Origin of the sequence: Enterococcus hailinensis (assembly GCF_045862035.1) — a bacterium.
Taxonomy (GTDB): Bacteria; Bacillota; Bacilli; order Lactobacillales; family Enterococcaceae; genus Enterococcus_A; species Enterococcus_A hailinensis.
Genome location: NZ_BAAFRV010000001.1, coordinates 140,006 through 153,236 on the forward strand (window position 1 = coordinate 140,006; position 13,231 = coordinate 153,236).

A 13,231-nucleotide genomic window follows, 5' to 3' on the forward strand; every position below is an offset into this window, starting at 1 on the left:
TATGGAAGAGACAGAAAAACTAGAAACTATTCAGCCAATCGTTTTTCGTCAATTACAAAATAGTTTTGAGCATGGGCGGTTAGCCCATGCTTATCTTTTTGAGGGCGATCAAGGAACTGGAAAAGCAGCGCTTGCGCTATGGTTCACGAAGCATCTATTTTGTCTGGACCTTCAAGACAATATGCCTTGCGAAAAATGTAATAATTGTCTACGAATCAATAGCAGAGAACATCCCGATGTAGTCGAGATCGAACCTGATGGCCAGTCGATCAAAGTCGATCAAATTCGGGCGCTGCAAAGTGAATTGACGAAGAGTGGATTTGAGTCGGCTAAGAAAGTCGTGATTATCCATCAAGCAGAAAAAATGAATACTAATTCAGCCAATAGTTTATTGAAATTTTTGGAAGAACCCCCTGCAAACTTCATGATTATCCTAGAAACACAGTCATTGGGCAAAATTTTACCAACGATTCGTTCCCGCTGTCAGATCATCCATTTCCAAGGATTATCGACTCAACGGTTACAAGCCCGTTTGGAGGCAGAACAAATTCCGACCAAAACAGCGAGTCTATTAGCTAATTTAACAAATAGTTATGGAAAAGCTGTTGAAATCTCAAAAGATGAATGGTTTAATGAAGCTAGAGATGCTGTTATTCAATGGTTTAATTATCTCGAGAAAAATGATTCACAAGCGTTTATCTATGTTCAAAAAAAATTGGTCAAGACGTTTAGAGACAAACAACAGCAGCAACTTGCATTCGAGATGCTGGCGTATTATGTCAAAGAAAAACGAAACCAAGTGATAAAACAAGATCCAGCAGCCTTAGATAAATACAATTATTTGTTGGAAGAAGTTTTATTGGCCAGTCAGAAATTAGAAGCGAATGTTTTATTTCAAAATATTGCAGAACAGATAACGTTGCGAATCGTGTTTTAAACACGTTATTTAAGAGAGTAGGGAACAGTCATGGTTGAAGTTGTAGGTGTTCGTTTTCGCGACGCGGGACATGTCTATTATTATGCTCCGGGGAAAGATGAATATTTTTATAATGATAAAGTCTTGGTTGAGTCACAACAAGCGCACCAGATCGCGACAGTGGCAATTCCAAAAATAGAAATAGCAAAAAAAGATTTGTCAGATGACTTGAAGATGATCTTACATAAAGCATCAGACAAAGAATTAAAAAAATTAGCCAAAAATGAAGCTGATGCTGAAGCAGCTTTTAAAATAGCAAAAGAAAAAATTCGAATCCACGAATTAGAGATGAAATTGATCCAAGTGGAATATACGTTTGATCGCACTAAAATGATTTTCTTCTTTACAGCAGACGGTCGGATCGATTTTCGTGAATTGGTCAAAGACTTAGCAAGTATTTTCCGTACACGGATCGAATTACGTCAAATCGGTGTTCGGGATGAGGCGAAGATCTTAGGAGGGCTTGGACCATGTGGTCGTCCGCTCTGTTGCTCGACTTTCTTGGGAGACTTTATTCCTGTTTCGATCAAGATGGCGAAAGATCAAGGCTTATCTCTGAATCCTACAAAGATTTCTGGGTTGTGTGGTCGCCTGATGTGTTGTTTGAAATATGAAAATAGCGAATATGCTGCGGCTAAAAAAGCGATGCCGGATTATGGTAAAGAAATCGATACACCAGAAGGGCGCGGAAAAGTCGTCGGCTTGAATCTGTTAAGTAAAGTTGTCAAAGTTCGTTTATTCGGCCGGGATGCAACTGTCGATTTTGATTTTCAAGAACTTGTTGAAGCAGGTGGTGTATCATGATGGATCGACGGTCACTTTACGATGGATTGAATCAACTAGAACAAGACATGCACAAGAATCTTGATGATCTCGCTTCAATGAAAGAAACACTATTGGAGATTGTAGAAAAAAATACCACTTTAGAGATGGAAAATGAGCGTTTGCGCGAGCGTATCCGTGAAATCGATGAAAAGAAAACGCCTGTCCAAGATGAGCGTCAGGAATTATCTGAATCACGTTTGAATTTAGAGAAAATCTATGAAGATGGGTTTCATGTCTGCAACTTACTTTATGGATCGAGACGAGAACAAGATGAACCTTGTGCTTTCTGTTTAGATGTCATTTATCGCGAAAGTACACATAAATAAAACAGAATGATCTTGAATGATCGTTTCTGAAAGTGGGCATGACGTTGCTTTTGTCACGCCCGCTTTTCTTTTGTTTAGGAGAAAAAGAAATAGTAGTTTGAATGAGTGAGGAGAATGTGTGTGAGAATCCAAAAAAGTTTTGCACAAGAACAAGGAACGCTGTATTTAGTTCCGACCCCGATCGGTAACTTAGAAGACATGACCTTCCGTGGTGTTAAAACATTGCAAACCGTTGATTTGATTGCTAGTGAAGATACACGGAATACTCAAAAGTTATTGAATCACTTTGAAGTGAAAGTTCCACAAAAAAGTCTGCATGAACATAATTACAATGAGCGAATCCCAGAATTACTTGCCTTTTTAAAAGCGGGCAAATCAATCGCACAAGTAAGTGATGCTGGTATGCCATCTATCAGTGATCCGGGACATGAACTGGTTGTCGCTTGTATTGAGGAAGATATCCCAGTTGTAGCCCTTCCTGGAGCAACAGCTGGAATGACTGCGTTGATTGCTTCTGGACTCTTACCACAACCATTCTATTTTTATGGTTTTTTACAACGGAAAAAAAGTTCCCAAAAGAAAGAACTAGAAGAATTAAAAAAACAAACAGCGACTCTTGTTTTTTATGAATCTCCCCATCGGGTCAAAGAAACGTTAAAAAATATTTTAGATGTTTGCGGCAATCGCGAAGTCGTGATCTGTCGTGAGTTGACAAAACTTTATGAAGAATACCTACGGGGAAGTGTGGAAGAATTATTAGAATACTTGGTAGATCATCAATTAAAAGGCGAGTGTTGTTTACTTGTATCTGGTACCACCGAACCGGCTGAAGAAGAGATTATCTTTGAAGGTACATTAAAAGAACAAGTCGAAGCTTTGATTTCTGAAGGACAGTCTTCTAAAGAAGCAATGAAGACTGTAGCGAAACGCCATAATCTAAAAAAGCAAGACGTTTATAAAGAATACCATCAATTGTAAGAGCAGGAGATTACTCCTGCTTTTTTTGTGTAAAGTTTTCTAACACGAAAAGTAATTAAATGAGAATTAAATGAATGGAATTGAAAAAAACTCTTTTAATTTTAATTCAAGATGTTAGAATACTTAACATAATTAGAATGGAGTGATTCGATGGCAGCTAATATTGCATTTATATTGATTTGTTCAGGATTTGTTTTTCTAATGACACCGGCATTAGCCTTTTTCTATGGCGGTTTAGAACGACGCAAAAATATTTTGAACACTATGATGATGGTCATTTGTACGACAGGACTGGCATCTTTGATTTGGGTAGCTATCGGCTATTCTTTATCTTTCAGCGGCGGCGGTGATTTTATTGGTAATTTAGATAAATTATTTTTTAATCATGTCTCTATGACAAAAGGCGATGGTATCCCTGAAGGGTTGTTTGCTTTCTTCCAAATGATGTTTGCATTGATCACGACGGCGATCTTGACTGGCTCTGTTGCAGGAAGAATGCGCTTTTCAGCAATTTTCTTATTTATCGCTATTTGGTTGGTTGTGGTATACTTTCCTATGGCACACATGGTTTGGGGCGGTGGTTTCTTAGATAAAATCGGCTCGATTGATTTTGCTGGCGGAAATGTTGTCCACATAAGTTCTGGAATATCAGGTTTAGTGTTAGCAGTAGTTTTAGGTCGTAGACGGGAATATCATTTAGGGGATTATCGTCCGCATAATGTTCCTTTTGTTGTTTTAGGAACCGGACTTTTATGGTTTGGCTGGTTTGGTTTTAATGGTGGTTCCGCATTAGCGGCTGACGGTTTAGCGATCCATTCAATGATTACCACCAATACTGCCGCTGCTTGTGCGATGCTTTCTTGGATGTTGATCGAAAAAATATTGAATGGCAAACCAACAGTTGTTGGTGCTTGTACAGGAGCAGTAGTTGGTTTAGTAGCGATCACGCCAGGAGCAGGATTTGTTTCGATTGGTTCCAGCGCTTTGATCGGTGCTTTAGTCAGTCCGTTCTGCTATTATTTTATTGCTGTCATCAAACAAAAGCTTGGATTTGATGATGCGCTAGATGCGTTTGGCTGTCATGGTGTTGGCGGGATCTTTGGTGGACTTGCAACCGGAATTTTTGCAGATCCATCGGTTGGTGGAAAAACCGGACTGCTTTATGGTGGTACACCATTGTTTATCGCACAGATTGAAAGTGTAGTATTTACTTTATTATTTGCCGGAATAGCCAGTTACTTGATTATTTCGTTGATACGATTGTTTATGCCAATTCGTGTCTCACAACAAGAAGAAGCATTGGGCTTAGATCAAATCGAACACGATGAAAATGCTTATCCGACCTTCATGGGAATGGATTCGTAAAGGAGCAGCCAGATGAAAAAAGTAGAAGCGATCATTAGACAAGAAAAGTTAGAAGAAATAAAATTTGCCATTGATCAAACGGTGGCTGTCAACGGAATGACCGTCAGCCAAGTATTAGGTTGTGGTTTACAAAAAGGACAAAAGAGCTACGTGCGAGGCCAGGAGGTCATCACGACCTTACTCCCTAAAGTATCTGTTAGTTTTATTTTAGCCGATGAAGATGTCAATGGAGTCATCGATTTGATTTTAGATATTTGTCAATCGGATGAATGTGGCACAGGTAAAATTTTTGTTTCCCCGATTGAAGAAGTCATTCGAATTCGTACAGGGGAACATGGAAAAGCAGCAATTCGATAAAAAAACACTGCCTGACAAAATCAGGCAGTGTTTTTAATTGGTCTAGTTTTTATTAAATGTAAATAATGATTGATATAAACTTATTTTATTCATTTTTTTTAATAACAATTGTGAATTGGTTTTACTTTTTAGGAAACGGTAAAATTAATGAGTTTTTCTATTAATATAGTAGAAAAAATTATCTAATTTCCCGATAATAGTAAATTGATTTTAAAAACGATTTTAATTAGTCTTTGAAAAGAAATTTTTAAATGTTCTTTGAAGTTAAAAATATCTGTAGTGATTTTTAGATTTGGGAATTCATTAAAAAGAAAAATAAAAAACCACCATAGCCGTCACTATGGTGGAAATGAAGGTTGTTATTTACTCTTGGTAGGAGTAAGTATGAAAAAACCAATTCGGGATAATTGGTATATTATTATAATAAAGCATTCTGTGAATGAAAGTATGAATGGTACTTTGTTAATCACTAAGAAATGTATTAGAAAGGTCTTATGCAATTTTGCATGAAATTTTTTGGTATTTTACACAATGTAAGGGTTGCATTTTGTTTTTAGGAATTTCGAGTCTGTGCTACACTGAGAATGGAAGATTTTATTAGGAGGTTAGTTTTATGGCAAACATCAGTAAAAAGTTATTAACTGAATTGACATCGGAAGAAGCGAATGGCCCGTTTATCACCTTTATGTTGAATACGCATCATGCGCACCAAGAAGTAGAAAAAGATCAAATCACGTTTAAAAACTTTTCTAAAGAAGCAAAGAAACGCTTTGAAAAGAAGTACACTGAAACAAGCTTTGAACCATTCCAAGAAAAAATCGATCAATTATTAGCCGACGGAGATTTTTGGCGCAGCGGAACGAAAAGTGTCGCAGTGATTTTGACCAAGGATCAAACGTATATCCATCGTTTGACTATCGATGTGGACGATCAATACTATGTAAGTGATTTGCCCTATCTATTAGCGATTATCAAAAATGCACAATTCAATTATTCATACTATCTACTTACGTTGAACAAGGATTCAATGAAATTATATACTGTTCATAATAAAGAAGTGACAGCGGTTGAGTTACCTGAAGACGCACCGACCGATGTTGTAACTGCTTTAGGAGATGAATTGACTGGTGGAAACTTAAATGTTTCTGCGCGTGGCGGTGAAGTGGGAAGTTTCCATGGAGTCAACGCGAAAGATGGAGAAGTCGAAATTGATTGGGTAAACTATTACCAAGCAGTGGATAATTTCTTAAAAACATTAGATAATCCAGAAAAACTTCCAATTTATGTTTATGCGTTACCAGAAAATCAAACTCAATTCAAAAAAGTAGCGAAAAATCCGTATTATTCAGATAAAGCGGCAATCACTGGTTCGCCAGCACAAGTGACGATCAATGATTTGAAGAAAGAAACTGAAAAATTGACCGATCAATTAGCGGCCGTAGAAACAAAGACCTATCAAGAATTGACCAATAAGAAGTTTGTCGATCAATTGGTGGATATCGTTCCCGCTGCTAAAGAAGGGAAAATATCTCATTTGTTCGTCGCAACTTCAAACTTAGTCGATGGTTTTGGTGAAGATCCAGATGTGGAATATGACCGTCGTCAAGTATTGAATGAAATCACAGCAAACGTGACAAAAACGGGTGGTCAAGTGTTTGTTTTAGAGCAAAAAGATGCCCCAGATGAGAAGAGTTTGTTAGCGGTTTTACGTTATTAGAAAGGTTGCTAAAAACACAAAATATTTTGAGCGATAATCTAGTGTTATCGCTTTAAATATGCTATAATTATTTTTGTAGTTGTTGTACGGTAATTGGTAAGTTTGTTTCAAACAACATCCTTCCTATTTCACCATTCAAGTAATTACAAATCAATTTTTATCCTAGGAGGATGTTTAACATGGAACAAGGTACAGTAAAATGGTTTAACTCAGAAAAAGGCTACGGATTTATCACTGCTGAAAACGGAAACGACGTATTCGTACATTTCTCAGCAATCCAAGGCGACGGCTTCAAAACTTTAGAAGAAGGTCAAGCAGTGACTTTCGATGTTGAAGATGGCCAACGTGGACCACAAGCAACTAACGTTAACAAAGCTTAATTAGTTGAATTTAACAGTCAGATGCGTAAGCATCTGGCTTTTTTTGGTTTAAAACAACTATTTGAAACAAATCAAAATCTATCTGAAAATTTAACAATTATTTTTTTAATGAAAACGATTGATTGAAAGAACTTTCTTGAAGAACATGTTACTATTCAGATATAATGCCTTGAGGAACTCTCTTAGAAGAATTTATTTATCATTTCTCAAACAACTGTACATAATAACGATAACGTATTTTATTTAATGTGATACTGAATCATTGCGAAAGGAAGAGCTTGTGTGAAAAAGAGTTACGCAGTCGTAGATATTGAAACGACAGGAACGGATCCTAAAACAAGTCGAATCATCCAGTTTGGCTGTGTATTGATCGAAGACGGAAAAATAGTGAGTCATTTTTCCACCGATATCAATCCTGACCAAATGATACCGCCTCAAATTCAGACATTGACTGGGATCACCAATCAGCGTATTCGCAAAGCGCCTTATTTTGAAGACGTGGCTCTAACTATCGCGAACTTGTTAGAAGATACTGTATTTGTTGCACATAATATCCATTTTGATTATCCATTTTTAAGCAATGAACTTGAGCGTTGCGGACTTCCAGCATTAACGATTCCGGGAATCGATACAGTGGAGTTAGCTCAAGTCTTCATGCCGACTTCGTTAAGTTTTCGCTTAAAAGATTTAGCAGAAGAATTGCATTTAGTCCATGAAAATCCTCACCAAGCGGATAGTGATGCCGATGTGACCGCTCAATTGTTACTGCATCTAGAAAATATAATCAAAGAATTACCCATCGTCACTGTGGAAAAAATCATTAGTGCTGCGGATCAAATGGCGTTTCAAACAAAAGATTTCTTAGTCGATTGTCTAGCCGATATGCAATTAGAGCCCAAGCCTTTACCGGATGAATTGACGATCGTTCATGGCTTGGCATTACACAAAAAAAGTGTGCCGCTTTTTTCCGAGAACTATTACGGAAACAAAGCGTATCCTCGTTCACGTAAAGCGAAAGAAAAAATTTATCAAGGTTCTTTGACATTTCGCAAGGAACAGGCGCGTTTGATGAATTTGGTCTATGATTTTTTTAATAAAAAAACCGAAAAAAATATTCTAGTCGAAGCAGCAACAGGAATTGGGAAAACCTTGGGTTATCTGTTGCCAATGAGTTATCTGGCGACAGCCGAGCAACCGATCATTATCAGTACCGTTTCACTGCTCTTGCAAGAACAGATCTTGACGAATGATCTACCGTTAATCAATCGTTTGCTGGATCAACCGTTGCAAGCGGTAGTCATGAAAAGTAGTCGCCATTATTTGGATTTGGAACGTTTTTATCAAACATTTGAAAAAAATTCCCAACAAAAACAATATACTTTATACCAAATGGCTTTATTGGTCTGGTTGACACAGACTGAGACTGGTGATTTTGATGAGTTGAACATGACAAATTTGAATCATCCGTTTTGGCAAGAAGTTGCTCATTTAGGCCCACATTCATTGAATCCAAAAAGTCCTTTTTATACAGTCGATTTTATCCACCATCGCCAACGTAAATTGGCTCAAAGCAATCTTATTATTACCAATCATGCTTTTCTGGCTCAAGAAGATCAGCGTAAAGAACCACAATTGCCAGCAAGCCCATATTTGATTATTGATGAAGCCCATCATTTAACACGTTCGTTGGAAAGAAATAGTACGCATCAATTGAATATTCTAGCGATTCAACGCCAGTTTCACCAATTAAATGAGCAGCAGCTTTATGCGACGTGGCATGAATTAGTCAGTAACGATCAATACACCCAGCATACTGTTGAGCTTTTTCAAGATGTGATGCACGAGCTAAATGAAGAATTAACTGATTTATATCAAGTGTTCAAACAAGAATATCCGACCGAAGAAGATCGCTTGATCACAAAAGCTATGATCGATCAGCTATCATTAGCCGGGGAACAAGTTTTGCAACGAACGGGACGCTTATATCAGGATGTCTTGATCTTAGGTGAACGATTACAGGAATACTACGAGCTTCACAAGGAAACATTCAGCATCAAAGAACAAGCTGAGTGGAATGAATTACAGCTTGTTTTGGAAAGTTTGCAACAACAACAAATAGCTTTTGATTGTTTTAGCGAACGCTGGGATGCGCGTTATATCCATTGGTTCAACGGAAAACGAAAAACATTCCATGTTCAAGATTTAGAAGCTTCTTTGATCAGCGATACCAAATGGTATGGCCGGTATCAACAAATTTTGTACCTTGGTGGGACATTGAAGGTAGGAAGTGACCGGCATTATTTTGCGAAACGCTGGGGAATTCCTGATACAGCATTAAAAATAATCAGCAGTCCTTACGATTACGAAAAACAAGCTCGGCTTTATTTACCAACGGATAGTATCAGCATCCAAGGAACTTCGCCGGATCATTATGCTAACTATTTAGCACAAGTCGTTCATCAACTGTCAGAAAAACAAAAGCGTCCGATTTTAATTTTATTTACTTCCCATGATATCTTGAATCGAGTGTATCAACGAGTTCGAGTTCCTTTATTGAATGAAGGCAGAGAAGTTTTAGCGCAAGGGGTCGGCGGCAGTCGAGAAAAATTATTGAAACGCTTCTTGCTTTCTGAAGATGCGCTGCTGTTTGGTGCAGATAGCTTTTGGGAAGGAATCGATTTGCCGGGAGAAATCCTGCAGATTTTAGTAGTGACTCGTTTGCCATTTGAAAATCCTAAACGGCTCCAAGTCCATGCGCGTAATGAATTTTTGTCTGCACAAGGGATCAATCCGTTTTACCAGGAATCGGTTCCGCAAGCGGCCTTACGTTTACGTCAAGCATTAGGACGGTTGATTCGTTCTGAAAACGACCGTGGTGTAATGCTGTTGTTAGATCAGCGTTTGCTCACAGCCAGCTACGGTGAAAAATTACAGAAGTCTTTGCCCAAAGAACTACCGATCAAGCAGCTGCCATTAGCAGAAATCTTAAGAGAAAGCGATGAATTTTTAAATTCTGACAAAAATGAAGAGAATTAATGAGGGTTCGCTTGTCTTTTGGTATAATGTAGCTTGTCTGAGAGGAGTATGATTTTTGGATACGAATAGTGCAAGACAACAAAAATTAAATCGCTGGTTGTTGGGGATCATTATTTTTTTACTGATCGTCATCGTTTCGGCAAGTATGCTCTTTATCCGTTCCAATCGGCCGATGCAGCAAGCGAAAAAAGAAGCTGTAAAAATGGCTGAGAAATACGCCGATATAGAGGATGTGGATCAGTTTTATTGGTTCAATCGCGAAAAAACTTATTTTACAGTCATTGGGAAGAATAAATCTGGCGAATCTCTCGTTGTGATCATTCCTAAATCAGGTGAAAAGGTAAAAGTTTTAGATCAAAAAACGGGATTGACCGAGCAGCAAGTTGAGAATAAGTTTATTGAAGACTATCCTGATTTGACTTTTGAAAAAGCCAATCTAGGAATTTATCGTGACCAAACGGCTTGGGAGGTTACTGCCAAAGACGAAAAAGGCGCGATCCAGTATTACTTGCTGGCATTTAGTGACGGCAAAACGATCAAAGTCATCAAAGAAATCTAAAAAATCTTGGTAGGGGAGTTATCAGTTATGAAATTATCGCAACGTGTAACAAACTTAGAGCCGTCCGTTACTTTAGCAGCTACTGCTAAAGCCAAAGAATTAAAAGCCCAAGGATTAGATGTCATTAGTTTGACTGTGGGTGAACCTGATTTTACCACCCCAGAAAATATTGAAAAAGCAGCAATCGAAGGTATTGAAAGTGGCAAAGTCAGCTTTTATACACCTTCTGGTGGAACACCGGAATTGAAAAAAGCGATCATTGATGTCACGAAAAAAAATTATGATTTAACTATTGATGCCAGTAATGTCATTGTGACCAGTGGAGCTAAATTTGCTTTATATACATTGTTCCAAACGATTTTGGATGCTGGTGATGAAGTGATCATTCCCGTGCCTTATTGGGTAAGTTATGGTGAGCAAGTAAAACTAGCTCAAGGAAATCCGGTCTTCATTAGTGGTAGTTTAGACAATGATTATAAAATTACTTTGGATCAGCTAGAAGAAGTTCGAACAGAACGGACAAAAGCAGTGATCATCAATTCACCTTCAAATCCAACTGGGATGATTTACACTGAATCTGAATTGCGAGCAATCGGCGACTGGGCTGTTCGCCATGATTTATTGATTATCTCAGATGATATTTATGATCATCTTGTTTATAATGGAAATGAAGCACCGCATATCGCGACTTTATCTGACGAGATTTTCCATCATACGGTAATCATTAACGGTGTTTCAAAAACTTACTCAATGACTGGTTGGCGAATCGGTTATGCAGTAGGAAATAGTGAAATCATCGGCGGAATGACTTCGATCGCCTCTCAAGCGACCAGCAACCCGGCAGCAGTTAGTCAAGCGGCAGCTGTTGAAGCATTAGCGGGTCAGCAAGAGACAGCAGAAGAAATGCGTCAAGCCTTTGAAAAACGCCTAAATACTATCTATCCAAAAGTTGCTGCATTGCCTGGATTCAAGCTGAAGAAGCCGCAAGGGGCCTTTTACTTGTTCCCGAATATTGCTGAAGCAATGGCGTTAGGTGGTTACGATAACGTTACGACATGGGTCAATGATTTATTGGAACAAGAACGCGTAGCTTTGGTAACTGGGGAAGGCTTTGGTTCGCCCGATAGTGTTCGTATGAGTTATTCAGCCAGTTTGGAAGATCTAGAAGAAGCCGTTGTGCGAATTCGTCGTTTTATTGAAAATAGTCAAAAGTAAAAAATCAATTTCGGGATAAATAAGTTAGGAGAGACATTTGTGGAACAAATTCAAATCATCGATGCCAAGAATCATGTTGGCGAAACAGTAAAAATTGGTGCTTGGGTAGCGAATAAACGCTCAAGCGGAAAAATCTCTTTTTTACAATTACGTGATGGAACAGCGTATTTTCAAGCAGTTGTTGTAAAAAGTGAAGTATCAGAAGAAGTTTTCCATTTAGCCAAAGAGTTGACTCAAGAAACATCAATTATTGTAACTGGTGAGATTCGTGAAGATACACGTTCAAAATTTGGTTATGAATTAGGGGTTAAAGAAATCGAAGTAATCGGTGAAAGCCATGATTACCCAATTACACCAAAAGAACATGGTGTTGATTTCTTAATGGATCACCGTCATTTATGGTTACGTTCATCACAACAACATGCTATCATGTTGATCCGTAACGAAGTGATTCGTGCAACGTATGAATTCTTCAATAATAACGGTTTTGTAAAAATCGATCCGCCGATCTTAACGGGTTCAGCACCAGAAGGAACAAGTGATTTATTCGAAACAAACTACTTCGACCAAAAAGCATATCTTTCTCAAAGTGGACAATTATATATGGAAGCAGCTGCTATGGCTCTAGGCAAAGTTTTCTCATTTGGTCCAACATTCCGAGCTGAAAAATCTAAAACACGCCGTCATTTGATTGAATTTTGGATGATCGAACCTGAGATGGCTTTCATGCATCAAGAAGATAGTTTAGAAGTCCAAGAACAATATGTTGCTTACCTTGTCCAAAGTGTCCTTGATAACTGTGACTATGCGTTAGATGTTTTAGGTCGCGATAAAGAAATCTTAAAAAATTATACAAAATTACCTTTCCCACGCATCTCTTATGATGATGCAATCGAATTGTTGAAGAAAAATGGTTTTGACGATATCGAATGGGGCGATGACTTTGGTTCACCACATGAAACATTTATCGCTAATTCATTCGACCGTCCAGTCTTTATTTTGAATTATCCAAAAGCAATCAAACCATTCTATATGAAACCACATCCAACCCGTGAAGATGTTGTAATCTGTGCAGACTTGATCGCACCAGAAGGTTACGGTGAAATCATTGGTGGTTCAGAACGTGCAACTGATTATGATTACTTGTTGGAACAAATTCGTGAAGCAGGTCTGAACGAAGAAGAGTACAGCTGGTACTTAGACTTACGTAAATATGGAACTGTTCCACATGCAGGTTTTGGTTTAGGGTTAGAACGTACGATCACATTTATTTCAGGGATCGATCATGTTCGTGAAGCCATTCCATTCCCTCGTTTATTAAATCGTATTTACCCATAATGATAGAAGTTAGAAGTTGAAACAAAAGTAGTTGCTTTTGTTTCAACTTCTTTTTTAGTGCAATAAAAAGCTAAAACTCAATGCTTATGAAAAAGCTTTCTTTTTCGCTTGACATATGAATGAATGAACATATATAATACATATGAAGAAATGTTCATG

General features: G+C 38.0%; 12 protein-coding genes. All 12 read left to right on the forward strand.

Features of this window, described 5'->3' with window-relative positions:
* Position 1: 1 nt before the first annotated feature.
* The 12 genes from holB to asnS all read left to right on the forward strand — a co-directional run bounded on the left by holB (position 2) and on the right by asnS (position 13,072).
* Entirely contained in the window at positions 2–937 is a 936-nt protein-coding gene (gene holB, locus ACKTSC_RS00630) for a DNA polymerase III subunit delta' (RefSeq protein ID WP_407856554.1), read from the forward strand.
* A gap of 30 nt (positions 938–967) precedes the next feature.
* Positions 968–1,780, forward strand: coding sequence for a PSP1 domain-containing protein (locus ACKTSC_RS00635; RefSeq protein ID WP_407856555.1), 813 nt, complete (start codon positions 968–970; stop codon positions 1,778–1,780).
* Entirely contained in the window at positions 1,780–2,127 is a 348-nt protein-coding gene (locus ACKTSC_RS00640) for a DNA replication initiation control protein YabA (RefSeq protein ID WP_332580072.1), read from the forward strand. The genes ACKTSC_RS00635 and ACKTSC_RS00640 overlap by 1 nt, the downstream gene beginning before the upstream one ends.
* Before the next feature lie 114 nt (positions 2,128–2,241).
* Positions 2,242–3,105: a 16S rRNA (cytidine(1402)-2'-O)-methyltransferase gene (gene rsmI, locus ACKTSC_RS00645; RefSeq protein ID WP_407856556.1), complete on the forward strand. Its 864-nt coding sequence runs from the start codon at positions 2,242–2,244 to the stop codon at positions 3,103–3,105.
* Between the two features lie 150 nt (positions 3,106–3,255).
* Positions 3,256–4,470, forward strand: a complete 1,215-nt coding sequence (locus ACKTSC_RS00650) for an ammonium transporter (protein WP_332580005.1) — start codon at positions 3,256–3,258, stop codon at positions 4,468–4,470.
* 12 nt (positions 4,471–4,482) lie between these two features.
* Positions 4,483–4,827 carry a P-II family nitrogen regulator gene (locus tag ACKTSC_RS00655; RefSeq protein ID WP_407854901.1) on the forward strand — a complete coding sequence of 115 codons (345 nt, stop codon included), beginning with the start codon at positions 4,483–4,485 and terminating at the stop codon, positions 4,825–4,827.
* 613 nt (positions 4,828–5,440) lie between these two features.
* A complete protein-coding gene (locus tag ACKTSC_RS00660; protein ID WP_332653811.1) occupies positions 5,441–6,544 on the forward strand; it encodes a baeRF6 domain-containing protein in 1,104 nt (367 codons plus the stop codon).
* Between the two features lie 179 nt (positions 6,545–6,723).
* Complete coding sequence (locus tag ACKTSC_RS00665) at positions 6,724–6,924, forward strand: cold-shock protein (protein WP_010740784.1); 201 nt, start codon at positions 6,724–6,726, stop codon at positions 6,922–6,924.
* Between the two features lie 282 nt (positions 6,925–7,206).
* Positions 7,207–9,960 carry a helicase C-terminal domain-containing protein gene (locus ACKTSC_RS00670; RefSeq protein WP_332580008.1) on the forward strand — a complete coding sequence of 918 codons (2,754 nt, stop codon included), beginning with the start codon at positions 7,207–7,209 and terminating at the stop codon, positions 9,958–9,960.
* Between the two features lie 55 nt (positions 9,961–10,015).
* Entirely contained in the window at positions 10,016–10,519 is a 504-nt protein-coding gene (locus ACKTSC_RS00675; RefSeq protein ID WP_407854899.1) for a cell wall elongation regulator TseB-like domain-containing protein, read from the forward strand.
* Between the two features lie 27 nt (positions 10,520–10,546).
* Entirely contained in the window at positions 10,547–11,734 is a 1,188-nt protein-coding gene (locus tag ACKTSC_RS00680; RefSeq protein ID WP_407856557.1) for a pyridoxal phosphate-dependent aminotransferase, read from the forward strand.
* Positions 11,735–11,773: 39 nt separating this feature from the next.
* A complete protein-coding gene (gene asnS / locus ACKTSC_RS00685; protein ID WP_407856558.1) occupies positions 11,774–13,072 on the forward strand; it encodes an asparagine--tRNA ligase in 1,299 nt (432 codons plus the stop codon).
* Positions 13,073–13,231 lie beyond the last annotated feature (159 nt).

Bases quoted from the DNA above. Each gene is read 5' to 3' on its own strand.
- holB (WP_407856554.1), top strand. From the start codon at position 2: ATGGAAGAGACAGAAAAACTAGAAACTATTCAGCCAATCGTTTTTCGT.
- ACKTSC_RS00655 (WP_407854901.1), top strand. From the start codon at position 4,483: ATGAAAAAAGTAGAAGCGATCATTAGACAAGAAAAGTTAGAAGAAATA.
- ACKTSC_RS00665 (WP_010740784.1), top strand. From the start codon at position 6,724: ATGGAACAAGGTACAGTAAAATGGTTTAACTCAGAAAAAGGCTACGGA.
- ACKTSC_RS00650 (WP_332580005.1), top strand. From the start codon at position 3,256: ATGGCAGCTAATATTGCATTTATATTGATTTGTTCAGGATTTGTTTTT.
- ACKTSC_RS00635 (WP_407856555.1), top strand. From the start codon at position 968: ATGGTTGAAGTTGTAGGTGTTCGTTTTCGCGACGCGGGACATGTCTAT.
- rsmI (WP_407856556.1), top strand. From the start codon at position 2,242: ATGTGTGTGAGAATCCAAAAAAGTTTTGCACAAGAACAAGGAACGCTG.
- ACKTSC_RS00640 (WP_332580072.1), top strand. From the start codon at position 1,780: ATGGATCGACGGTCACTTTACGATGGATTGAATCAACTAGAACAAGAC.
- ACKTSC_RS00660 (WP_332653811.1), top strand. From the start codon at position 5,441: ATGGCAAACATCAGTAAAAAGTTATTAACTGAATTGACATCGGAAGAA.
- ACKTSC_RS00680 (WP_407856557.1), top strand. From the start codon at position 10,547: ATGAAATTATCGCAACGTGTAACAAACTTAGAGCCGTCCGTTACTTTA.